Here is a 23146-nt window from a genome sequence, read left to right as displayed (position 1 = left end):
CGGCATCACGGCCCGGCCGGGTCCGCGGAGCGGGGGAGACGGTCGGCGCGGCGGGCGGCGAGCACGCTGCGCAGGTAGCCGAACGGCCCGTACAGCAGCCCGCGCAGTTCCAGGCGGGTCAGCACCGCGGCGTCCGCCGGGCCCGGCAGCGGGCCGGCCTGCGCGGAACGCGCCCGTGCCCTGGCCGCCGCGTGGGCGACGCCGCGCGGCAGGCGGCGCAGCAGACCGGGCAGCGCGCCGGGGCGGTGCCGGATCGCCGCGGCCAGGAACGCGCCGAACCCGGCGCCGTAGCCGAACGCCTGGGAGGCCAGGGCGTCGTCGGTGCGCCGGTGCCGGTGCCAGACGACCGCGTCCGGCTGGTAGACGACGCGGCGCCCGGCGACGATCACCTGGAAGAACGCCAGGAGGTCGTCGCCGCCGCGGGCGGGTGTCCCGGTTCCGGTCGAGGGGTCGAAGCCGCCGAGGGACCGCAGGACGTCGGTGCGGAACGCCATGTTGGCGCCGGAGCCGAACCGCCCGGCGGTGAACGGGAAGAGCGGGTCGGGCGGCGGGTCCCGCAGCGACCAGGCGCGCGGGACGAAGCCCTTGCCGAAGCCGCCGTGCCGTTCCAGCGCGGACTGCGCGGGCGTCTCCAGCTCGGCGGGCAGGATCAGTCCGGTCACGCAGCCCGGCCCGCCGCCGTCGGCCTCGCGGTGCGCCGGGTCGTCGAAGGCGTCCTGGAGCGCGGACAGCCAGCCGGGGTCGGCCAGGGTGTCGTCGTCGGTGAAGGCGCAGATCCGGCCGCGGGCCACCGCGAGACCGCGGTTGTGAGCGCGGCCGAGGCCCGGCACCGGTTCGGTCAGATAGCGCACCCGGCCCCGGTACCTCCCTTCGACCAGCCGCCGGGTGGCGTCGCCGGACGGGGCGTTGTCGACCACGATCACCTCGTACGAGGGATGGTCGCAGCGCAGCAGCGTGTCCAGGCACCGGCGCAGCATCCAGGGCCGGTCGTGGGTGGCGACGACCACGCTGACGGTGGGCGCCGCCGGGACGGGCGCGCCCGATGCGGTGTGCGGTCGCGGCGGTGCGGCCCGGCGCACGACCCGCGGCGCGAGCGGTGCGGCCAGGCGGCGATGGGCGGCGTCGGCCAGCGCGAGGCCGAGCCGCGCGGTGTCCGTGAAGTCACCGTCGACGCTGACCAGTCCGAGCGGGTGCCCGTGCAGCCGCACCAACGCCAACACGCGCCCGCCCGGCGCGCCGGTCCTGGCCCCGCCGGGCGAGCGGGGCTCACCGGGCGCCTCCAGGTCCACGTCCACGACGTGGGCGGGGGTGTAGAGCGAGTCGCGGGCGGCGAGGCCGGGGCAGGCCGCCGGAACGCGCCGGCCGGAGCCGGTCATCGCTTCCCCGCACGCAGGGGGGAGGAGCGCCGGGCGCCGGGGCGTTCGGCGATCAGGGTGCGCAGCACCCGGCGGCCGTCGGAGACCGCGTGCAGATGCGAACGCCCACTGCGGCGGGGAAGTTCGAGGCTCGGCACCTCCGCGATCCGCAGGCCGGAGCGCAGCGCGTGCGCGACCAGCTCCGCCTCGATCTCGAACCCGGCGGAACGCGGGTCGAGTTCGCCGAGGAAGCTGCGCCGGAAGGCACAAAAGCCGTAACACAGGTCGGTGAGGGTGGCGTGGTAGACGCGGTTGACGACGGTGAGCAGCAACTGGTTGCCCAGCGACCTGACGCGCGTCAGGTCGAGCGAACCGCCGCCCCCGATGAAGCGGGAGCCCTTGACGAAGTCGTAGCCGTTGTCGAGGAAGTGCAGGTAGTGCGGGATCTCGCCCGGCCACATGCTGCCGTCCGCGTCCATCATCACCACGTACTCGCCGGTGGCCGCCCGGAATCCGGTGCGCAGCGCGGCGCCCTTGCCCGGGCCGTCCTGCTGGATGCTGCGCACGGTCGGCAGGCAGTGCGCGGCCATGCGCACCGTGGCGTCCTCGGAACCGCCGTCCACGAGGATCACCTCGTCGACGCAGGACGGGATCTGGTTGAAGACCCACGGCACGTTGCGGGCCTCGTTGTGGGCGGGGATGACCAGGCTGACGGTGTGTCGGATCAGGGCGGCGTCGGTCGCGCGGCGCAGCGGCTGGTGGTCGTCGACGCGGTCGCTCGCGCGGCGCCGGGGCCGGCCGTCGTCGGCGGCGCGCTGGATCGCGCCGGAGGGCAGGGTCGTGCTCATGGGAGGGCTGCCTAACAGGAGGCTCACGGGCCCCGTCCGCTGTCGGGCGCGGGCGGGCCCGGACACGTGACGGGGGGCGGGCCGGCGACGAAGACGTTCGCCGGCGCTCGGCGTGCGCCGCGAGGACGTGCGCCGGCCCCCGGACCGGAAAGGGAGTGCGACCTACGGGGCGGCGGGGGCGGGGATGGGCCCCGGCGGTTCGCCCCGGACGCGCAGGTGCGTCTGTCGGACTCGGACGCGGGATGCGTCGACCACCACAGCTGGCGAATGTGCTCTTCGCGGAGGATACGATCTTGTGTTCGTACCGATCGCGGTGCCAGGACCCCCACATTGGCAGGGCAGTTGAGTCAGGTCAAGGGAGATTGTCTGATTTGCGGCTATTTTGCCGTTTGTTTACGAAAAGGTGCGGCGTGTCGCGAACGAAGGACGCGGCGCGTCTCAGGCGCGCCGCCCGCGGGGATCGCCGGGGCCCTCCGCGATGCGCCGGGTGATCTCCTCCGGCCGGGTCGGCCGGCCGTAGTACCAGCCCTGCGCCCAGTCGCACCCCATCGCGCGCAGCCGCTCGGCGTCCGCCGCGGTCTCGACGCCCTCGGCCGTCACCGTCAGGCCCAGGGTGTGCGCCAGTGACACCAGACCGCTGACGATCCGCCAGCCGAGCAGCTCGCCGTCCCCGCCGTCGCGCGGGCTCGGCCGGTCGTTCACGTCGGAGATGAACGATCCGGCGATCTTCAGCCCGGATACCGGCAGGTCGCGCAGGTACGCCAGGTTCGACCACCCGGTGCCGAAGTCGTCGACGGTCAGCGACACGCCCATGTCCACCAGCGCGTGCATCGCCTGCAACGCGTGGTCACGCGGCCCCAGCACCGCGCTCTCGGTGATCTCCAGCTGGAGCCCCGAGGGATCGAGACCGGTCCCGTGCAGCACCCGGTCGACGTCCGAGACCAGCGCCGCGTTCCTGGCCTGACGCACCGCCAGGTTCACGTTCATCTTCGGCGCCCCGGAGCCGAACCGCCGCGCCCACCGCGCCGCCTGCTCGCAGGCCTGCTCCAGCACCCACCGGCCCAGCGGGATGATCAGCCCGGTCTCCTCCGCCGTCGCCACGAACTCGTCCGGTCCCAGCACCCCCAGCTCCGGATGGCGCCAGCGCACCAGCGCCTCGACCGCGGCCAGCGAACCGTCCCGCAACGAGCACAACGGCTGGTAGTCGATGAAGAACTCGCCGCGGTCCAGCGCCATCGGCATCCGCACCGACATCGCGTACCGGCTGACCGCCACCGCGTTGCGCTTGGGGTCGAACAGCGTCCAGCGCCCCCGCCCCTCCTTCTTCGCCCGGTACAGCGTCAGGTCGGCGGCGCGCATGGCCGCCCCGGGCGTGGTCGCCGCGACCGGCCGCTCCAGCACGCCGACGCTCGCGCGCACCGCGAGCTTCTGATCGCCGATCAGGAACGGCTGGGAGAGCGCGTCCAGCACCGTCTTCGCCACCGCGACGCTCTCCTGGTGACCCAGGCAGCTCTCCAGCAGCACCACGAACTCGTCGCCGCCGAGCCGGGCCACCAGGTGCCCCAGCGGTGCCACCGTCGAGGCGAGCCGTTCGGCGACCGCGGCGAGCAGTTGGTCGCCGGTCTCGTGCCCGAGGCTGTCGTTGATCGCCTTGAAGCCGTCGAGGTCCACCGAGCACAGTCCGAAGCGGGCGCCGGGCTCCGGCGAGTCGAAGATCCGCTCCAGCCGCTCGAAGAACTCCGACCGGTTCGGCAGCCCGGTCAGCGGGTCGTGGGTCGCCTGGAAGCGCAGCCGCTCCTGGAGCCGGTGCCGGTCGGTGATGTCCTCCAGCATCGCCACCTGGTAGCGCGGCACGCCCTCCTCGTCCCGGATCAGCGAGACCGTCAGGTGCGTCCAGATCACACCGCCGTCGCGGCGGTAGTACGGCTTGTCGAACTGGAAGTGCTCGCGCCTGCCGTTGACCAGGTCGTCGTAGGCCTCCCACACCCCGGGGGTGTCCTCCGGATGCACCAGTTCGGGGACCCGCAGGTCCCGCATGTCCTGCGGCCGGGCACCGAACATCTCCTGCAACGCCCGGTTGACGGCCAGGATGTTGCCGTCCACGTCGCCGATGCCGATGCCGATCGCGGCGCTCTCGAAGACCGCGCGGAACCTCGCCTCCGACGCGTACAGCGCCTTCTCCGCGCCCTTGCGGGCCAGCTCGGCGGCGAGCCGGATCGCCTCCTGCTCCCGCAGGGTGCGGTCGCGCAGGGCAACGGTCCAGCCGGACGCGAACGCGCCGGCCACCTTGGGGGCGTGGTCGCCCGCCGGGTGGCCGAGCAGCAGTTCCACGGCCCGGGACAGCACCGCCGAGTCGGTGAAGTGCGCCTCCACCAGCAGCGCTCCGGCCTCCTCGGCGGGTGCCGGGTCGAAGGGGTCGGCATCGCGCGCCCGCCCCAGCAACTCGATGGTCCGCGCCACGAGGCGACCGAGGGTGCCCGGATGGACCGCGGCCCCATGGCCCTCGCGCAGCAACCGGGCCCACGCCTCCTCGAATCCGGCCTGCGCGGCGGCGCGGTCCGCCGTCGATGCGGCACTCACGGCAGACGCCCCACCCCTGCCAGCCCGGTCATGCGCTCGGGGTGCGGCCCCACCGACTCCGGGCGCTCCGGGCGCCACTCGGGCAGGTAGACCACGCCGGGCTCGATCAGCTCGAAGCCGTCGAAGAGCCGCACGACGTCGTCCCGGGACCGCATCGTCAACGGGGTCGGGGTGCGCGCGTACAGGTCCTGGTGCGGGCCCGCCTGGTCCGGGCGGCCCTCGAACGAGGCGTGGGAGAGCACCAGCGCGCTGCCCGGCGGCATGGCGTCGCGCAGCACGCGGACGATACCGGCCGGGTCCTCCTCGTCGCTGACGAAGTGGAGCACCGCCACCAGCAGCACCGCCACCGGCTCGCCGGCCCCCAGCAGGGCCGCCACCTCCGGATCCGCGAGCAGGGCGCGCGGGTCGCGCATGTCCGCCTCGATCGCCGCCGCCCGATCGTCGCCCTCCAGGATCAGCGTGCTGTGCGCCACCGCGACCGGGTCGATGTCCACGTAGACCACCCGCGCGTCCGGCTGGGTCCGGCGGGCGACCTCATGGACCGCGCCGAAGGTCGGGATGCCGGAGCCGATGTCCAGGAAGCGGGTGAAGCCCTGCTCCGCCAGGTACTGCACGGCCCGCCGAAGGAACGCCCGGTTGGCGCGCATGATCTTGGGAAGCTCGGGCCACAGCTCCACGGCCTTGCGGGCCATGTCCCGGTCGGCGGCGAAGTTGTGCGACCCGCCGAGGTAGCAGTCGTAGACCCGGGCGACGTTCGGCGTCTCCTGGTCCGTCCCTTCCGGGATCCACCTCGGTCGCTTCATACGAGCACCCCTTTTCGGCCGACAGGTCCACCTTCGGCCACAGAAAGCCTGCCCCCGTCACCCACCCGCCGCAACCGGACGGGCACGGGCGCGGCGCTGGTCCGCCGCGACCGGGGGCACCGCCCGGGTACCGCCCTGATCGCGCCGGGGACCGCTCGCGAACCCGGGAGCCCCGGCGGGAGAATGGAGCACGGCGAAGCCGCACCGCACCGGACGGAGCCGGCATGCCGGGAAGCATCGAGGACTACGCCCTGATCGGCGACCTGCAGACCGCCGCCCTGGTCGGACGGGACGGCGGCGTGGACTGGCTGTGCCTGCCGAGGTTCGACTCGCCCGCCTGCTTCGCGGCCCTGCTGGGCGACGACCGGCACGGCGGCTGGCGGCTCGCCCCGGTCGGCGCGGACACCTGCGAGAGCCGCGCCTACCGGGGCGACAGCCTGGTGCTGGAGACTTTCTGGCAGACCGCCACCGGCGCCGTGCGGGTCACCGACTTCATGCCGCACCGCGACCGCGCGCCCCGACTGCTGCGCATCGTCGAAGGCCTGCGCGGCGTCGTGAGGATGCGCGGCGACCTGCGCCCGCGCTTCAACTATGGACGCGTGACGCCCTGGGTGCGGCGCACCGAGCACCACCGCGTCGCCACCGCCGGCCCCGACTCGGCCTGGCTGCGGGTGCCGGCCGGCGTGCACACCTTCGGGCACGACGGCGCCACCCGCTCTGAGTTCACCGTACGGGCGGGCGACCGCGTGCCGTTCGTCCTGACCTGGCAGCCCTCCCACCTGCGTACCGTGCACCGGGTCGACCCGGACCGCGAACTGGAGCAGACCCTGAGGGAGTGGCGCCGCTGGACCGAGGGGTGCCGCTACCGGGGCGAGTGGCGCGGCGCCGTCCTGCGCTCGCTGATCACCCTGAAGGCGCTCGCCTACGCGCCCACCGGCGGCATCGTCGCCGCGGCCACCACCTCGCTGCCCGAGACCCTCGGCGGGGTGCGCAACTGGGACTACCGCTTCTGCTGGCTGCGCGACTCCAGCATGACGCTGTCCGCCCTGCTGCGCGGTGGGTTCCGCGACGAGGCGGAGGCCTGGCGGCACTGGCTGGTACGGGCGGTCGCGGGCGAGCCCGGCGACCTGCAGAGCGTCTACGGCGTCGCCGGTGAGCGGCGGCTGCCCGAGACCGTGGCCGACTGGCTGCCCGGCCACCGCGGTTCCGCGCCGGTGCGGCTGGGCAACGCCGCCGTGGGACAGCTCCAGCTCGACGTCTACGGTGAGGTCGTCGACACCCTCTACCTCGCGCTGCGCGCCGGTGTCCCGATGGAACGCCGGGTCTGGGGACTGCTGCGCACCCTGATGCGCCACCTGGAGGCGCACTGGGCCGACGCGGACGAGGGCCTGTGGGAGGTGCGTGGCGAACGCAGGCACTGGACCCACTCCAAGGTGCTGGCCTGGGTGGCCGCCGACCGCGCGGTGCGGATGGCCGAGACCACCGGACTGCCCGCGCCCACCGACCGCTGGCGCGCGGTGCGCGACGCCATCCACGCCGACGTCTGCGCCCGCGCCTACGACCCGCGGCGCGGCGTCTTCACCGCGTACTACGGCGGCCGGGAGCTGGACGCGGCCACGTTGTTCGTCGTCAGGACCGGTTTCCTGCCGCCGGACGACCCCAGGGTGGTGCGCACCGTCGAGGCGGTGCGCGACGAGCTGGACGACGGCGGCTTCGTGCGCCGCTATCCGCCCGCGCGCTCCGGCGGGACCGCCTGCGACGGGCTGCCCGGCGCCGAGGGCGCGTTCCTGGCCTGCTCCTTCTGGCTCGCCGACGCGCTGGCCGCGATCGGGCGGCGCGACGAGGCGCACGAGCTGTTCGAACGCGCGCTGGCCTCCGCCAACGACGTGGGACTGCTGTCGGAGGAGTGGGATCCGGCCGCCGGCCGCCAACTGGGCAACACCCCGCAGGCCTTCACCCACGTCGCCTTGGTCAACACCGCGTTTACGCTGACCGAGCCGGCCCTCGCCCTCGCCTCGACCTCCCCGCCGACCGGTCCGGCTCCCGCCGCCTAGCGCGCGGTCTCCTCGCGGCCCTCCTTGCGCAGGAAGCGCCTGAGCCTGCGCAGCGGCCAGGTGTTGATCACGTCGTCGGCGGTGAGCCATCCGCGCTGGGCGGTGCCGACGCCGTAGCGGACGTAGTCCAGCCCGGGCGTGGAGTGGGCGTCGCTGTCCACGGCGAACTTCACCCCGTGCTGCCTGGCCCGCAGGATCTCCTCGTCGCCGAGGTCCAGGCGTTCCGGCTGGCCGTTGACCTCCAGTGCGGTGCCGGTGCGGGCGCAGGCGGCGAACACCGCGTCCAGGTCGGCGTCGATGCCGGAGCGCCTGCCGAGACGGCGGGCGGTCGGATGGCCGATGACGTTGACGTACGGGTTCTCGCAGGCCCGCAGCAGGCGCCGGGTCTGCGCGTCGCGCGAGAGGGTGAAGTGCGAGTGCACCGACGCCACGCACAGGTCGAATCCGGCCAGGAACTCCGGCGGCCAGTCGACCGCGCCGTCCGGCCCGATGTTCAGCTCGGTGCCGTGCAGCAGCCGCATCCGCCGGTGGCGGCCGTCCAGCTCCCGCACCCGTTCCCGCTGCGCCAGCATCTTGGCGTCGGTCATCCGCTGCATGAACAGGTCCGGCGCGTGATCGGTGACCGCGTAGTAGGCGTAGCCGAGCCGGGACGCGGCGACGACCATCTCCTCCAGCGTGGCCACGCCGTCGGTGAGATCGGTGTGGGTGTGCAGGTCGCCGCGCAGGTCCTTCCGCGTCACCACGTCGGGCAGCTCGCCCGCGAGCCCGGCGGCCACCTCACCACGGTCCTCGCGCAGCGTCGGGGCGATCCACGGCAGGCCCAGCCGCGCGTAGACCTCCTCCTCGGTCGCGGAAGCGACCCGCTCCCCGGACTCGGTGTCGAACAGGCCGTACTCCGACAGCTTCAGGCCGTGCCGCACGGCGATCTGCCGGACGTGGACGTTGTGCGCCTTGGAGCCGGTGAAGTACACCATTCCGGCGCCCCAGGCGTCCGCGGGCAGCACGCGCAGGTCGATCTGGAGCCCCTCGGTGGTGCGCACGGAGGTCTTCTTGGCGCCGTGCGCCACGATCTCGGTGACGAACGGCAGGGCGGTGAACGCCTCCATCAACGGCCCGGAGTCCTCGGCCGCGACCAGCACGTCCACGTCGCCGATCGTCTCGCGCATCCTGCGCAGCGACCCCGCGTACGCGCACCGCTCGCATCCCGGCACCGCGGTGAGCGCGGCCACCACCTCCTCCGCGACCGCCATCGCCGTTCCCAGCGGGACGCGCTGCCCCGACTGGCGCAGCAGCGCGATCCCGTGCAGGAGGTTCTCCTCGGTCTTCGGCCCGAAGCCCTTCAGGCCGCGCAACCGCTCCGACCGGATCGCCTCGGCCAGCTCGTCCACCGAGGAGATGCCGAGGTCCTGGTAGAGCGTCATGGCCTTCTTCGGGCCCAGCGCCGGGATCGCGACCAGTTCGCGCACCCCGGCAGGCACGCTCCTCCTCGCCTTGTCCAGCTCCGGGACGGAACCGTCGCGGAAGTACGCGACCACCTTCTCGGCGATCGACGCGCCGACGTTGGGGACCGCCCGCAGCGCCTTGACGTCCATCCGCGAGACGTCCGCCGGGTGGCCGGCGAGCGCCCGAGCCGCCTTCTCGTAGGCACGGGACTTGAAGGCGTCGCCGCCGGTGATGGCGAGCAGGTCGGCGTACTCCTGCAGGACCGCCGCCACCTCGTCGTTGGGCCGGGCCATGGGTCCAGTCTCGGCCCGAGGGGCTCCGCCCGGCCACACGACCGCCGCCGTCCGGTGCGTGCCGGGCCTCAGCCGCCGGGCGGACGGCCGCCCAGGACGTCCAGCACCTCGGCGTCGGTGAGCTGCCGGAAGTCCTCGTACCACTCGCCGACCGCCGTGAACCGCGGAGGCCGGCAGCCGCACACCACCTCGTCGGCCTCCTCGGCCAGCGCGTCGACCGCTCCCGCGTCGCCCACCGGGACGGCGAGCACCAGCCGCCGCGGCCGGGCGCCCCGCACGTGGCGCACCGCCACCCGGGCCGTCGCGCCGGTGGCCAGACCGTCGTCGACCACGACCACCGAGCGGCCGGTGAGGTCCGGTGCCGGGCGACCGCGCCGGTAGCACTCCTCGCGCCGCCGCGCCTCGGCCCGCTCCGCAGCGACGCGTGCGTCCAGCTCCCGCGGATCCAGGCGCAGCGCCGCCACCGCGGCCTCGTCGACGTACGGCGGGTCGTCGCCCGCGATCGCGCCGATCGCGTACTCCTCGTGCTGCGGGGCACCGATCTTGCGGACGATCAGCACGTCCAGCGGGGCGTCCAGCGCCCGGGCGACCTCGGCGGCCACCGGGACCCCGCCGCGCGGCAGGGCCAGCACGACCGCCTCACCGGGCAGCCCGCCGCGCTCGCGCACCTGACGCAGCCGCTCCGCCAGCTCGCGTCCCGCCTGCGCCCGGTCCCGGTAGCGCATGCCGCTCCCCTTCCGCCGCCGCTTCCGCCGGGAACCGCGCGGGTCCCGGACGACGTCTGTCACGGATGAGGATACGTGCCGTTTCGTACTCATATGCGGCGTAAGATGACAGCAAGAGGAGGTCTTGAGATGGCCGCCGCTTCGCGCGCGTCGGGGGCCGCATGGGACTGGCGCGTGAACCTCCTGTGGATCTCGCCGTTCGCGGTCCTGGCGGGCTGCGTGCTCGTGGTCTTCGGGTCCAACCCGCACAGTCACTACGGCCTGCTGCTCGCCGTCGTCCCGTTGCTGTCGGCGGCGGTGCACAACGTCGGCACCACCACGGTGGTCGGCGGGGCCTGTGTCGCCTTCTTCGCCCTCACCCACTACCGGGTGCCCGCGGGCGGCACCGCGGTGTGGCTGGTCAAACTCGGCATCGTCGCCGCCGCGGCCCTCATCGGCGTGCTGATCAGCCGCGCCCGGCTGCGGGAACAGGAGTTGACGGAGAGCCGGGCGGTGGCGCTCACCCTGCAACGCGGCCTGCTGCCGCACGACGTCAAGTCCACCAGCGCCGTCGAGGTGCACCACCGCTACCTGCCCGCCGACGGCGACGCGGGCGTCGGCGGCGACTGGTTCGACGTCGTCCCGCTGTCCGGCGCCCGGGTCGCCCTGGTCGTCGGCGACGTCGCCGGACACGGGGTGCACGCCGCCGCGACGATGGGCAGGCTGCGCACCGCCGTGCACACCCTCGCCGACCTCGACCTGGCCCCCGACGAACTGCTGGCCAGACTGGACGACTTGGTGGTCCGGCTGGCCGACGAAGAGGCGGACCGCGTCATCGGCGCCAGCTGCCTGTACGTCGTCTACGACCCCATCTCCCGCCGCTGCACCATCGCCCGCGCGGGTCACCCTGCCCCCGCGGTCGTCCGCCCCGGCGGCCGCGCCGACTTCCCCCGCCTGCCCGACAACCCCCCGCTGGGGCTGGGCGGCACGGGCTTCGAGTGCGCCGAACTGACGCTGCCCGAGGGCACGCTCCTCGCGCTCTACACCGACGGCCTGCTCGCGTTGCGCGCCGGCGGTCCCGAGGCGGCGCAGGAGGCGATGGCCCGGGTGCTGCGGCGCACCGACCTGCCGCTGGCGAGCCTGTGCGACGGCGTGCTGGCCGCGCTGCCGTCCTGCGAGGCCGAGGACCGCGCCCGCGACGACATCGCGTTGCTGCTGGCCCGCACCCGCGTGGTCGACCCGCGCAGGGTCGCCTGCTGGGAGTTCCCCGCCACGCCCGAGGCCCCACGCCGCGCCCGGGCGCTCACCGTGCGGCAGTTGGACAGCTGGCACCTGGCGGACGCCCTCTTCCCCACCGAACTCGTCGTCAGCGAACTGGTCACCAACGCCGTGCGCTACGGCGGCGGCCCGGTACGGCTGCGCCTCATCTACGACCACGCGCTGATCTGCGAGGTCTCCGACGCCAGCAGCACCTCCCCGCACCTGCGGCACCCCCGGCTGATGGACGAGGGCGGTCGCGGACTGCACCTGGTCGGCTGCCTCACCGACCGCTGGGGAACCCGCTACGGCTCTGGCGGTAAGACCATATGGGCGGAACGGTCACTTGCGGGTGTAACGGGCGCCTCACGCGAACCCTCGTCAAACGGCATCAGCCGGGACGCGGTTCGGAGCTGACGAGTCCGCACGTCTATGGTGTTGGACCGACCCGGACCGCCAAGGAGGAGACGTGCCCCGACCAGCCGCTGTCGTCGGCGAACCGCTGTCCGCGGACGATTCGCAGTCGCCGTCCGGCTCCGCCGGGGGTGAGGACGACCATCCCGGCACGGCGGCGCCGCCCGGTGCGGCGGTGCCCGCGCCGAGACAGCCCGGGGCGCACCGCGCCCGGCACCGCGCGCCGCGCAGGGGCGGCAACGGGCGCAGGCTGCGGGTGGCGGCCTTCGCCTGCGTCGGCCTCGGCGTGCTGGGCACCGCAGCGCTGCGCGGCCTGCCGCACACCCACGTCCAGGCGACCGCCGTAGCGCCGCAGCGCCCGCGTCCGCAGACCGCCCGCGACATCGAACCGGCAGGCCGCGCCGCGCTGCTGCCCGGTGTCGGGCCGAAGTTCGGCGCCCGCATCCCCGCCGACGCCCGCCAGGCGCTCGTGGTCACCGGCGCCTCGGCCAACTCCTCCTCGTCCACGGTAGTTCTGTGGCAGCGCGACGCCTCCGGACGCTGGCAGCCCGGCGCCACCTGGGCCGCGCACAACGCGCTGCGCGGCTGGGGCACCGACCACCACGAGGGCGACCTGCGCAGCCCCGTCGGCGTGTTCACCCTCACCGCGGCGGGCGGCCTGGAGGCCAATCCCGGCACCAAGCTGCCCTACGACCACTCCAGCGCGTTCCAGGCGGGCGGGACCGGCTTCGAGGGCGAGCCGCTGACCGGCGCCTTCGACTACGTCGTCGCCATCGACTACAACCGCGTCCCCGGCTCCTCGCCGCTCGACCCCCGCGCCCCGCTCGGGCCCAGTCGCGGCCAGGGCCTGTGGGTGCACGTCGACCACGGCGGCCCCACCCACGGCTGCGTCTCGCTCTCCAGCGCCCACATGGTCGACCTGCTCAGGACGCTGAACCCGGCCGATCATCCGGTGATCGTCATGGGCGACCGCGCCTCGCTCCAGGCCTGACCTGCCACCGTTAACCCGGCGCCGCACCGGACACCCACCGAACGCCCGACCGCATCCGGCACGCTCGCGACCCACGTCCGTGGGCTGATGGGCATTCCGTCGTACGAGCCGAGGCCGACCCCCGTCGGAGCGGACGGACGCCACACACGGCACCCGCCGCGAGCCGTGGTGACCGGCTCGCGGGGCGCCACGGTGGCAGGCTGGTGCCGACACAGGAGCGCGCACACCGAACCGAGGAGCCGCAGCGTGCCGGAGGGCCAACCGCCGGGCGACGCCGCCGCGTCGCCACGACCCGGCCGACAGGCGGCCGTCCACACCGAGGAGCGCAGGCTCCGCCACGACCTGGGGTTCTGGGGCCTGACGGCCATCGGCTTCTCCAACATCGTCGGCTCCGGCTGGCTGTTCGCCGCCCTGTACGCGGCGCAGACCGCGGGCCCGGCCGCGCTGTTGTCGTGGATCGGCGCGGGTGTGCTGTGCGCGCTGGTGGCACTCGTCATGGTCGAACTCGGCGCGTCCCGGCCGGAGGGCGGCGGCACCGCGCGCTGGCCGCTGTACGCCAGCGGACGGCTCGTCGGCACGATGATCGGCTGGTCGGTGCTGCTGTCCGTGGGCGGCACCGCGGCGGAGATCAGCGCGATCATGCAGTACGCGGCGCACTACCTGCCCTGGGTCTACGACGGCCATACCCTGACCGCCGCCGGCCTCGGTGTCGCGCTCGGCCTCAGCATCGTGCTGACCGGTCTCAACTGGTTCGCGGTGCGCGTCTTCGCCCGGCTCAACAACGTCGTGTCGGTCTTCAAGATCGTGGTGCCGCTCGTCACCGTCGTCGCGCTGTTCGCCTCCGGATTCCACTCCGGACGGCTCACCGCGCACGGCGGCTTCGCGCCCTACGGCTACGCCGCCTGCCTGAGCGCCCTGGCCGGCGGCGGCATCGTCTACTCCGTCAACGGGTTCCAGGCGCCACTGGACTTCTCCGGCGAGGCCCGCAACCCGCGCCGCACCGTGCCCGCCTCGGTGCTGGCCGGCATCGTCCTGGCGGTGCTGATGTACCTGGCGCTGCAACTGGCCTTCCTGTTCACCGTCCCCGACTCGCTGCTCGGGCACGGCTGGAAGGGCGTCGACTTCGACTCGCCCTTCGGCCAGCTCGCGCTGCTGCTCAACCTCCAGTGGCTCTCCAGCCTGCTGTACGCCGACGCCGTCCTGTCCCCGGGCGGGTCCGCCTACGTGGGCGTGGCCATCGACGCCCGGCACACCTACGCGCTGGCCAAGAACGGGCTGCTGCCGCGTCCCGTGATGCGGGTGGACCCGCACCGCGGCATCCCGCACCGCGCGCTCGCCCTCAACCTCGCCGTCATCGTGGTGTTCCTCCTGCCGTTCGGCGGCTGGCAGAACATCGTCAGCGTCATGGGCGACATGTACCTGCTGATCTACGGCGCCTCCGCCGTGGCCGCCGGCGTCTTCCGCGCCGCGCCCGGCGCCCGCACGACCGGCTGGGTGCCGGGCCTGCGCTGGATCGCGCCGGTGAGCTTCGTGATCGCGAGCGAGTTCGTCTACTGGTCCGGCTGGCACGACCTGCGGCTCGCGCTGCCCCTGGTGCTCGCCGGGCTGCCGCTCTTCCTGCTGCTGCGCCGCGACCCGGCGACCGGCGCGCGATCCCTCGGCGACGAACTGCGCGACGGCGCCTGGCTGGTGGCCTACCTCGCGGTGCTCACCCTGCTGTCCTGGCTGGGCAGCTTCAAGGGCTCCGACCGCCTTCCCGCCCCGTACGACTCCCTGACCGTCGCCGTCGTCGCGATCGCCGTCTTCTGGTGGGCGGTGCGCTCCGGCGTACGGCACCTCGCCGGCTCGGCGCCGGCCGAACCGGCCTGATCCGGCTGATCCGGCCCGTTCAGGCGGCGGGCGCGCGTTCGGTCAGGCCAGGACCGGCTGGAGCGCGCCCTCGTGCGTGAGCAGCCACTCCTTGCGCTCCAGCCCGGCCGCGTACCCGGTGAGCGCTCCGCCGGCGCCGATCACGCGGTGGCACGGGCGCAGCACCAGCAGCGGGTTGGCGCCGCACGCGGCGCCCACGGACCGCACCGCCGCACGCGGCGCGCCGATCCGCTCGGCGATCTCGCCGTACGTCACCGTGGTGCCGTACGGGATCTCCTCCAGCGCCCGCCACACCCGCTGGCGGAACGCGGTGCCGGTCACCGCGTACTCCAGGTCGAAGACGCGGCGCTCGCCGCGGAAGTACTCGGCCAGCTGACGCGCCGGCTCCGCCAGCGCCCCGGCGTCGCGCCGCGCGTGGGCGGGCGGGGCGAGGGCGCGGCCTGCGAAGGAGAGCGAGGCGACGGCGACGCCGCCGCGCGTGGTCGCGGACTCCTCGCCCACCAGCGTCAGTTCGCCCAGTGGGCTGTCGATGGTCGTGCAGACCGTCATGGCAGGTCCCTCTTCCGTCCTAGGTGGTCCACTGTGCCGCACTCACCATCCTGCGGGCGGCGCGGGGTCGTCGCCGGCGGAAATCGGACCTGGCGTCCGCGGGTGCCGGCGTGGCGTCAGGCGGCGGTCCAGGCGAGCAGCCGGTCGACGTCCCACGTGGTCACGACGCGTTCGGCCGGCACCCCGCACTCCTCTGCCCGGGCGCAGCCGAAGACCTGCCAGTCCAGCTGGCCGGGAGCGTGGGCGTCGCTGTCGACGGCGAACAGCACACCCGCATCGAGCGCCTGACGCAGGAGCGCGCGGGGCGGGTCGAGCCGGTCGGGACGGCTGTTGATCTCGACGGCCGTGCCGTGCTCGGCGCAGGCGGCGAAGACCTCGGCGGCGTCGAAGCGGGACGGGGGACGGCCGCGGCCGGTGACCAGCCTCCCGGTGCAGTGCCCCAGCACGTCGACCAGCGGATCGCTGACCGCCCTGACCAGCCGCCGGGTCATCGCGGGCGGGTCCATCCGCAGCTTGGAGTGGGCCGAGGCGACCACCACGTCCAGCTCGGCGAGAAGGTCGGGGTCCTGGTCCAGGGAGCCGTCGTCGAGGATGTCGCACTCGATGCCGGTGAGCAGCCGGAACGGCGCCAGCTTCTCGTTCACCTCGGCCACCACGGCGAGCTGCTCGCGCAGCCGCGCGGAGGACAGCCCGTTCGCCACCGTCAGCCTGGGGGAGTGGTCGGTCAGCACGGTCCACTCGTGGCCGATCTCGGTGGCCGCGGCCCGGGCCATCGTCTCGACCGGGCTGCCACCGTCCGACCAGTCGGAGTGCGTGTGGCAGTCGCCGCGCAGCGCCTCTCGCAGCCGCTGGCCGTCCTCGGTCAGGGGCTCGGCGGCGTCGGCCTCCAGCCGGGCGAGATAGCCGGGCGTCTGCCCGGCCAGCGCCTCCGCCACGACATGCGACGTCTTCGGCCCCAGCCCCTCCATCGCGGCCAGTGTTCCCACTTCGGCCTGCCGGCGCAGGGTGTCGCGCGGGATGCCCGCCACGGCCCTGGCCGCCGTACGGAACGCCTTCACGCGGTACGTGGCCGCCTGCCCCCGCTCCAGCAGGAAGGCGATCCGGTCCAGCGCGTCGACGGGGTCCATGCCCATCCCCCCAGGGTGCCGCAGGACAGGCGAGGACGCGCGGGAGCCGGGCTAGCGGCCCCCGGTGCGGATCAGGTCGCGGGCCGCCGCCACCAGCGCCGCGTTGTCCTTGGCCACCGACCCGTCGGGCAGTTCGAGGACGTCCTCCAGGCCGATCCGGGTGTCCAGCTCCATGCGCACCGCCAGCCGCAGCACCGGCCAGGCGCCCGCCCCCTCACCGTGCAGCAGGATCGGCGCCGCGACGGCCGCCGCGAGCTTCGACACCAGGGCCGAAGCGGTCTGCGGCGCGGTCCGCGGATCGGTGTCGACGACTTCGGCCAGCACCCGCAGCACCTGGCCGGCCAGCGGCGAGCGCAGGAAGCGATCGGCCGCGTCGCCGCCGGACCAGACGCCCGCCTCGACGCCCACGCCGCGCTCCAGCAGGGCCCGCGCGACCGGCTCCGCGCCGTCCTCGTGCCAGTTGACCGAGGCGTGGTCGGGCAGCACGGTCCACGACCGCACCAGGGCCGCCCGCTCCTGCGGCTGCGGTACCGCCCACGCGCCCGTGGTGACGCCGACCGGCACGCCCTCGGGCACGGCGCGCCGGACCGCCTCGACCGCCCGGGCCACGTCGCGCGGCTGGAGCGAGTCGGCGCCGTCCTCGTCCTTCGGGTGGAGGTGGACGTCCCGGGCCCCCGCCGCGACGGCCCGCGCGGCCTGCGCGGCCAGCTCGTCCGCCGACACCGGCAGCCGCCGCAAGTCGCCCCGGGTACGGGCACCGTTCAGACACACCTGCAACATGCCTCAGACGATGCCAGGCGCCCCGACGCGCTGCGAGTGCGCGCGGGGACGAACGCCTGCGCGCGGCCCGGCGGCCCCCGGCCCGTCCGGCGCGCGGTGGCCCGCCCCGGACGGACCGTTGACCAGGACGGTCACCATGCGCAGAATTTACCGATCGCCCGGGCTGCGTCCGGGCGTGGCGCGGAGCACCATGGGAGGCGGCGGGCCACGCCGGCCCGCCGGCCCACCCGCGTCCGCGCGACCGAGAGGGGGACGACCGGTTCGGACCGGGCCGGTCCGTGCCGATCCGCGCAGGCGTCGCCGCAGACGGATGGGGGTCCTGGGACATTGGGTGCCACCGAACCGCTCCGGACCGGCCGGGAGGGCGACGACAACCCGCCGCCCGGCCGCGGACGGCCCCCGGCCTCCGGAGCGCTCGCGAGCCCCGAGGCCCCGCTGCTCGGCACCGACGCACCCGGAGGACTGCTCGACGTCCTGGGCGTCGCCGCGGTCGTGCTGGACGCCGACGGGCGGATCGAGCTGTGGAGCCCGCAGGCAGAGGACCTGTTCGGCTACACCGCCCAGGAGGCGCTGGGCCAGTTCGCCGGGAAGATCATGGTCGGCGAGGAACACCTTCAGCTCGCCATCGGCCTGTTCGAACGTGTGATGGGCGGCAGCGGCAGCTGGGCCGGCGTCTTCCCGATCCGCCACAAGGACGGCAGCACCCGCTTCGCCGAGTTCCGCAACATGCGCCTGGAGGACGCCGGCGGCCGCCGCTACGCCCTGGGCCTGGCCGCCGCCGAGGTCACCGTCCGCCAGGTGGAGACCGACCTCGCGCTGTCGGTCCGGCTGGTCTCCCAGTCCCCGATCGGGCTCGCCGTCCTCGACACCGACCTGCGGTACGTCACCGTCAACCCGGCCCTGGAACGCATCAACGGCAAGCCCGCCGAGGCACACGTCGGTCGCCACGTGCGCGAGGTGCTCTCCGGGCTGGACGTCGACTCGATCGAGGCCGCGATGCGCCACGTCCTGGCCACCGGCACACCGCTGCTGGACCAGTACGCGGTCGGCCGGATGGACCCGGAGGCGTCGGGCGGCGACCGCGCCTGGTCGGTGTCGTACTACCGGCTGGAGGACTCCACCGGCCGCGTCCTGGGCCTCGCCACCTCCGTCATCGACGTCAGCGAACGGCACCGGGCGGCCACCGAGGCGGCCCAGGCCCGGCAGCGGCTCGCGCTGATCGCCGACGCCTCCAAGCGCGTCGGGACCACCCTGGATCTGGACCGCACCGCCCACGAACTCGCCGACCTGTGCGTGCCCGCGCTCGCGGACGTGGCCGCGGTGGACGTGCTGGACACCGTCCTGGGCGGGCAGCGCACCTTCGCGGTGAACGCCACCGAGGAGGGCGAGGCCACCGTCTTCCGGGCGCTGGCGGTGGCCGCCGCGCACCCCACCCTCGCCGTGCGCGCCGCCGACCCTCCGGGCGAGGTCGCCAAGTACGGTCCCGACCGGCTGGTGACCCGGTGCGCCAAGACCGGCCGGCCGGTGCTCGTGTCGCAGGTGACCGATGCGGACCTGCGGCGCATCGCCCGCGACGCGGACGCGGTGGCGCTGCTGGAGCAGGCGGGCGTGCACTCCTACCTGGCGGTGCCGCTGATCGCGCGCGGCGAGGTGCTGGGCGCGCTCGACCTGAAGCGGGCCCGCAACCCGCTGCCGTTCACCAGTGATGACGTCGCGCTCGCGTGCGAACTCGCGGCCCGGGCCGCCGTCTGCATCGACAACGCCCGCTGGTACCAGAGCCAGCGGCAGGCCGCGCTGACCCTCCAGCGGCACCTGCTGCCGCACCAGCCGCCGGACCGGCCCGGCCTGGAGATCGCCTACCGCTACGAGCCCGCGCAGGGACCGAGCCAGGTCGGCGGCGACTGGTTCGACGTCATCTCGCTGTCCGGGGACCGCACGGCGCTGGTCGTCGGCGACGTGATGGGCAGCGGCATCGGCGCCGCCGCCACGATGGGCCAGGTGCGCACCGCCACCAGGACCCTGGCCGAACTCGACCTGGAGCCCGCCGCCGTCCTCACCCACCTCGACCGCATCACCGACGGCCTCGAACGCCCCATCGCGACCTGCGTCTACGCCGTCTACGACCCGCGGACCATGTGCTGCCACATCGCCAACGCGGGCCATCTGCCGCCCGTGCTGGCCCGGCCGGGACGCCCCCCGGAGCTGCTGGAGCTGCCCACCGGCGCGCCGCTGGGCGTGGGCGGCGTCCCGTTCGAGTCGGTCGAACTCCAACTCGCCCCCGGCGACCAGCTGGTGCTCTACACCGACGGGCTGGTGGAGACCCGCGACCAGCCGCTCGACGACCGCCTCGCGGAACTGCTGCGGCTGCTGGACCGGCCGCGGCGCCCGCTCCAGGACACCTGCGACGTGCTGCTGCACAGCCTGCGCCACGCGGCGGACCCGGACGACGTGGCGCTGCTGGTCTCCCGGATGGAACGACTGCCGCAGGAATAGCGCCGGTTACCGCGTGACCACCCGGCGGCGTTACCGCTTGACCGCGAGTCCCGCCGCGATCAACTGCTCCCACACGGAGGCCTCCTGGCCGATCCGCGGGATGTCCGCCTCCTCGTCGGGGCGCCAGTGGGACGCCTGCACGACGCCGGGGGGCAGCAGCTCGAACCCGTCGAACAGGTCCCTGATCTCCTCGTCGGTGCGCCACCGGCCGCGCCCGAAGGTCTCCTGGAGCAGCCGCTCCGCCTCGGCGGTCTCCTCGTTGTGGCCGCTGCGGAAGTGGCTGATGAAGACGTAACTGCCCGGCACCACCTGCTCCCGCCAGTACGCGACCACCTCGTTCGGGTTCTCGTCGTCGTTGAGGTGGTGCAGCACGGCGCTGAGGACGACGGCGACCGGCTGGTCGAAGTCGATGAGCTTGGTGGTCTCCGGGTTGTGGCGGATGGCCTCGTAGTCGCGGATGTCGCCGCGGATGACCCGGGTGTCGTCGTTCTGCACCAGCAGCGCGCGGCCGTGGGCGAGCACGATCGGGTCGCTGTCGACGTACACCACGCGAGAGCCGGGGGCGTGCCGCTGGGCGACCTGGTGGACGTTGTCGGCGGTGGGCAGACCACTTCCCATGTCGATGAACTGCCGCACCCCGGTCTCCAGGGCGATGGTCCGCACTCCGCGAACCAGCGCCTGGCGGTTGGCGTGCGCGATCGCCACCGATCCCGGCAGGTCGTACTTGAAGCGGTCGCCGATCACCCGGTCGACGGCGTAGTTGTCCTTGCCGCCCAGCAGGTAGTCGTAGACGCGAGCGATGCTCGGCCGGGTCTGGTCCACCTCTGAATGCTCGTCAGCCATCAACTGCCCCTTCGACTCGCGGTGTTGTACGGCGCAATCATAGGAGCCGGGGCGGCCCGGCCGGTACCACTCGGCGGCCCCGACCCTTGTCTCCATCTCGTGAACGCATGACCTCGCCGCAGGGTGATGTTCGCTTCAAGCCTTGACAGTTGGTCGCCGCCGGAGCACGCTCACGCCCGCAGCCCCGCCGAGCACGGCGACCGAGAGGATGGCTTACCCCTCCATGTCCACACACGGGACGCGGCAATGGCGTCGCGCGACATCCCTGTTCACGGCGGCGGTCAGTGTGGCCGCCGCCGCCCTCGTGGCCTCGTCGGCACCCGCCGCCGCGGCCTCCGCCCCCGGCGCGCCGGGCGCCGACGCGTACTGGAACGAACCCAGCGTTCAGGGCTTCGCCGACGCGGTGTCCGGCAACGCGACCGCCTCCAAGGTCTGGTACACCGTCGGTGACGGCGAACTGGAGAACGCCTTCTACCCCCGGCCGGACAACCCCGACACGTTCGGCCTCCAGTACTACGTCACCGACGGCTCCACCTTCACCGGTGACGAGGTGTCCGACACCAGCCACGCCATCGCGCTGGCCGACCCCACCTCGCTGGAGTGGACGCAGACCAACACCGCGAAGAACGGCGCCTACACGATCACCAAGACCTACGTGGCCGACCCGGCCCGCTCGGTGATCCTGGTCAGGACCACCTTCGACAACCTCTCCTCCTCCCCGCTGTCGCTGTACGCGCAGTACGACCCGGCGCTCGGCAACGACGGCATGGGCAACACCGGTGGCACCGACAGCGCCTCGGGCGACCTGACCGCCTCCGGCAACGGTGTGTCGAGCGCGCTCGCCGCCTCCACCGGCTTCACCCAGACCTCCACCGGTTACGCGGGAACCTCCGGCGACGGCGCACAGGAACTGACGGCCAGTCATCAACTGACCACGGCAGGCCAGTCGGCGACCAGCGCCGGGCACATCACGCAGACCGCGCGCATCCCGGTGGCCTCCGGCGGCACGACCACCTTCACGCTCGCGCTCGCCTTCGACACCAGCCAGAGCGCCGCGGTCTCCGCCGCCACCGCCTCGCTGAACGCGGGCTTCTCCGCCGCCGAGAGCGCCTTCCGCTCCGGCTGGCACAGCTGGCAGTCCGGGCTGCACGCCCCGCCGTCCTCCGTCACCGGCGATCCCAAGCTCAAGGAGCAGTACGAGGTCTCCTTGATGGAGGTCAAGGCCGACGAGGACAAGACGTACACCGGAGGCTTCGTCGCCGCGCCCGTCACGCCGTGGGGTGCGAGCGTCAGCGCCGACAGCGCGGGACAGCACGGCTACCACCTGGTGTGGACACGCGACGAGTACCAGATGGCGACCGCGCTGCTGGCCGCGGGCGACAGCACGGACGCCAACGACGCGCTGAACTACATCTTCCAGTACGAGGAGACCTCCACCGGCTACGTCAAGCAGAACAGCTGGCTGGACGGCACCCAGGAGTGGGGCGGCGTCCAGGAGGACCAGGTCGCCTTCCCCATCGTCCTCGCCTACCAGCTCGGCAGGTCCGACGCCGCCACCTGGTCGAAGGTCCAGCTGCTCGCCGACTACCTCGTCGCCAACGGCCCCGCAACCGGTGAGGAGCGCTGGGAGGAGAACGGCGGCTACTCGCCCTCCACCATGGCCGCGGAGGTCGCGGGCCTGGTCTGCGCCGCGAACATCGCCACCGCCAACGGCGCGTCCGCCAAGGCCACGATCTACCTCGCCAAGGCCGACTCCATCCAGGCCGCCGTGGACACCGACACCTACACGACCACCGGCTCCCTCGCGGGCGGCTCGTACTACGTGCGCATCACGCCCAACGGCAACCCGGACAACGGCGACACCGTCAACATCGCCAACGGCGGAGGGGGTTACGACGAGCGCTCCATCGTGGACGCCGGGTTCCTGGAGCTGTCCCGGCTGGGCGTGAAGCCCGCCGACTCCTCCCGGATCACCAACTCGCTGGCGGCCGTGGACGCCACCATCAAGACCACCATCCCCGGCGAGGGCACCTACTGGGGCCGCTACAACCACGACGGCTACGGCGAGACCTCGACCGGCGGCGACTACACCGGCCAGGGCATCGGCCGGGTGTGGCCGGTGCTCAGCGGTGAACGCGGCGAGTACGACGTGCAGACCGGCGACGCGACCGACGCCAAGGCGATGCTCTCCAGCATGGCAAACGCCGCGAACGACGGCTACCAGATCTCCGAGCAGATATGGCCGACCGCGAGCGCCGACGGCTTCACCCAGGGCAAGCCGGACAACTCCGCCACCCCGCTGATGTGGGCGATGGCGCAGTACGTGCGCCTGGCGATCGACATCTCGGCGGGCAAGACGGTGGAGACCCCGGCGATCGTGGCCCAGCGCTACGCGAACGGCAACCCCACCGCCCAGGTCGCCGTCACCTTCGACGAGAACGCCACCACCACCTGGGGGCAGAACATCTACGTCGTCGGCTCGATCCCCGCGCTCGGCGACTGGAACACCGGCGCCGCCGTGCCGCTGTCCTCGGCCGGCTACCCGGTGTGGAGCGGGACGGTGAGTCTGCCGGCGAACACCGCGTTCCAGTACAAGTACATCAAGAAGAACCCGGACGGCTCGATCACCTGGGAGAGCGACCCCAACCGCTCGTACACCACGGGCGCTTCCGGATCCGTCACGCTCAACGACACCTGGCGGTAAGGGAGTCGGCACCGCCCGGTCCGTGAACGGGCCGGGCGG

Annotated in this window: 15 protein-coding genes and 1 pseudogene; 6 read left to right on the top strand and 10 right to left on the bottom strand. The window is 73.8% G+C overall.

The window, feature by feature from the left end; genetic code table 11:
* Positions 1-5 precede the first annotated feature (5 nt).
* The 4 genes from CK485_RS26725 to CK485_RS26710 all read right to left on the bottom strand — a co-directional run bounded on the left by CK485_RS26725 (position 6) and on the right by CK485_RS26710 (position 5586).
* A complete protein-coding gene (locus tag CK485_RS26725; protein WP_109454512.1) occupies positions 6-1376 on the bottom strand; it encodes a glycosyltransferase in 1371 nt (456 codons plus the stop codon).
* On the bottom strand, positions 1373-2203 hold the full coding sequence (locus CK485_RS26720) for a glycosyltransferase family 2 protein (protein ID WP_109454511.1): 831 nt from the start codon (positions 2201-2203) through the stop codon (positions 1373-1375). The genes CK485_RS26725 and CK485_RS26720 overlap by 4 nt, the downstream gene beginning before the upstream one ends.
* Before the next feature lie 438 nt (positions 2204-2641).
* Positions 2642-4783: an EAL domain-containing protein gene (locus tag CK485_RS26715; protein ID WP_109454510.1), complete on the bottom strand. Its 2142-nt coding sequence runs from the start codon at positions 4781-4783 to the stop codon at positions 2642-2644.
* On the bottom strand, positions 4780-5586 hold the full coding sequence (locus CK485_RS26710) for an SAM-dependent methyltransferase (RefSeq protein ID WP_109454509.1): 807 nt from the start codon (positions 5584-5586) through the stop codon (positions 4780-4782). Before CK485_RS26710 ends, CK485_RS26715 begins: the two co-directional genes overlap by 4 nt.
* Before the next feature lie 224 nt (positions 5587-5810).
* Here CK485_RS26710 and CK485_RS26705 point away from each other — a divergent pair, with 224 nt between their 5' ends.
* A complete protein-coding gene (locus CK485_RS26705; protein WP_109454508.1) occupies positions 5811-7640 on the top strand; it encodes a glycoside hydrolase family 15 protein in 1830 nt (609 codons plus the stop codon).
* On the opposite strand, the gene polX is transcribed toward CK485_RS26705, so the two are convergent.
* Positions 7637-9376 carry a DNA polymerase/3'-5' exonuclease PolX gene (polX, locus tag CK485_RS26700; protein ID WP_109454507.1) on the bottom strand — a complete coding sequence of 580 codons (1740 nt, stop codon included), beginning with the start codon at positions 9374-9376 and terminating at the stop codon, positions 7637-7639. The two genes, CK485_RS26705 and polX, sit on opposite strands and share 4 nt — an antisense overlap.
* Before the next feature lie 68 nt (positions 9377-9444).
* Entirely contained in the window at positions 9445-10101 is a 657-nt protein-coding gene (locus tag CK485_RS26695; RefSeq protein WP_109454506.1) for a phosphoribosyltransferase family protein, read from the bottom strand.
* A 495-nt stretch (positions 10102-10596) separates the two neighbouring features.
* On the opposite strand from CK485_RS26695, the pseudogene CK485_RS26690 reads away from it, so the two are divergent.
* The 3 genes and pseudogenes from CK485_RS26690 to CK485_RS26680 all read left to right on the top strand — a co-directional run.
* Positions 10597-11754, top strand: a pseudogene (locus CK485_RS26690) (ATP-binding SpoIIE family protein phosphatase); the annotation flags it as partial.
* A gap of 52 nt (positions 11755-11806) precedes the next feature.
* On the top strand, positions 11807-12742 hold the full coding sequence (locus CK485_RS26685; protein WP_342673505.1) for a L,D-transpeptidase family protein: 936 nt from the start codon (positions 11807-11809) through the stop codon (positions 12740-12742).
* Positions 12743-13084: 342 nt separating this feature from the next.
* Positions 13085-14611, top strand: a complete 1527-nt coding sequence (locus tag CK485_RS26680) for an APC family permease (RefSeq protein ID WP_241968665.1) — start codon at positions 13085-13087, stop codon at positions 14609-14611.
* A 42-nt stretch (positions 14612-14653) separates the two neighbouring features.
* On the opposite strand, the gene CK485_RS26675 is transcribed toward CK485_RS26680, so the two are convergent.
* The 3 genes from CK485_RS26675 to CK485_RS26665 form a co-directional block, all read right to left on the bottom strand.
* Positions 14654-15160, bottom strand: a complete 507-nt coding sequence (locus CK485_RS26675; RefSeq protein WP_109454503.1) for a methylated-DNA--[protein]-cysteine S-methyltransferase — start codon at positions 15158-15160, stop codon at positions 14654-14656.
* Positions 15161-15276: 116 nt separating this feature from the next.
* Positions 15277-16287 carry a PHP domain-containing protein gene (locus tag CK485_RS26670; protein ID WP_109454502.1) on the bottom strand — a complete coding sequence of 337 codons (1011 nt, stop codon included), beginning with the start codon at positions 16285-16287 and terminating at the stop codon, positions 15277-15279.
* A 51-nt stretch (positions 16288-16338) separates the two neighbouring features.
* Positions 16339-17067, bottom strand: a complete 729-nt coding sequence (locus tag CK485_RS26665; protein WP_109454501.1) for a 3-keto-5-aminohexanoate cleavage protein — start codon at positions 17065-17067, stop codon at positions 16339-16341.
* A 435-nt stretch (positions 17068-17502) separates the two neighbouring features.
* Between CK485_RS26665 and CK485_RS26660 the strand changes: the two genes are divergently transcribed.
* On the top strand, positions 17503-19560 hold the full coding sequence (locus tag CK485_RS26660) for a SpoIIE family protein phosphatase (protein ID WP_199239559.1): 2058 nt from the start codon (positions 17503-17505) through the stop codon (positions 19558-19560).
* Between the two features lie 30 nt (positions 19561-19590).
* On the opposite strand, the gene CK485_RS26655 is transcribed toward CK485_RS26660, so the two are convergent.
* Positions 19591-20403, bottom strand: a complete 813-nt coding sequence (locus CK485_RS26655) for an SAM-dependent methyltransferase (RefSeq protein ID WP_109454499.1) — start codon at positions 20401-20403, stop codon at positions 19591-19593.
* Positions 20404-20626: 223 nt separating this feature from the next.
* Between CK485_RS26655 and CK485_RS26650 the strand changes: the two genes are divergently transcribed.
* Positions 20627-23107, top strand: coding sequence for a glycoside hydrolase family 15 protein (locus tag CK485_RS26650; RefSeq protein ID WP_109454498.1), 2481 nt, complete (start codon positions 20627-20629; stop codon positions 23105-23107).
* The last annotated feature ends 39 nt before the right edge of the window (positions 23108-23146 follow it).

Source organism: Streptomyces sp. ICBB 8177 (assembly GCF_003144095.1).
Lineage (GTDB): Bacteria > Actinomycetota > Actinomycetes > Streptomycetales > Streptomycetaceae > Streptantibioticus_D.
This window is presented reverse-complemented; position numbering and strand designations above follow the sequence as displayed.

Coding starts and splice junctions, on each gene's coding strand:
- CK485_RS26725 (WP_109454512.1), bottom strand. CDS start 1,376: ATGACCGGCTCCGGCCGGCGCGTTCCGGCGGCCTGCCCCGGCCTCGCC.
- CK485_RS26720 (WP_109454511.1), bottom strand. CDS start 2,203: ATGAGCACGACCCTGCCCTCCGGCGCGATCCAGCGCGCCGCCGACGAC.
- CK485_RS26710 (WP_109454509.1), bottom strand. CDS start 5,586: ATGAAGCGACCGAGGTGGATCCCGGAAGGGACGGACCAGGAGACGCCG.
- CK485_RS26705 (WP_109454508.1), top strand. CDS start 5,811: ATGCCGGGAAGCATCGAGGACTACGCCCTGATCGGCGACCTGCAGACC.
- polX (WP_109454507.1), bottom strand. CDS start 9,376: ATGGCCCGGCCCAACGACGAGGTGGCGGCGGTCCTGCAGGAGTACGCC.
- CK485_RS26695 (WP_109454506.1), bottom strand. CDS start 10,101: ATGCGCTACCGGGACCGGGCGCAGGCGGGACGCGAGCTGGCGGAGCGG.
- CK485_RS26675 (WP_109454503.1), bottom strand. CDS start 15,160: ATGACGGTCTGCACGACCATCGACAGCCCACTGGGCGAACTGACGCTG.
- CK485_RS26670 (WP_109454502.1), bottom strand. CDS start 16,287: ATGGACCCCGTCGACGCGCTGGACCGGATCGCCTTCCTGCTGGAGCGG.
- CK485_RS26665 (WP_109454501.1), bottom strand. CDS start 17,067: ATGTTGCAGGTGTGTCTGAACGGTGCCCGTACCCGGGGCGACTTGCGG.
- CK485_RS26655 (WP_109454499.1), bottom strand. CDS start 20,403: ATGGCTGACGAGCATTCAGAGGTGGACCAGACCCGGCCGAGCATCGCT.
- CK485_RS26650 (WP_109454498.1), top strand. CDS start 20,627: ATGTCCACACACGGGACGCGGCAATGGCGTCGCGCGACATCCCTGTTC.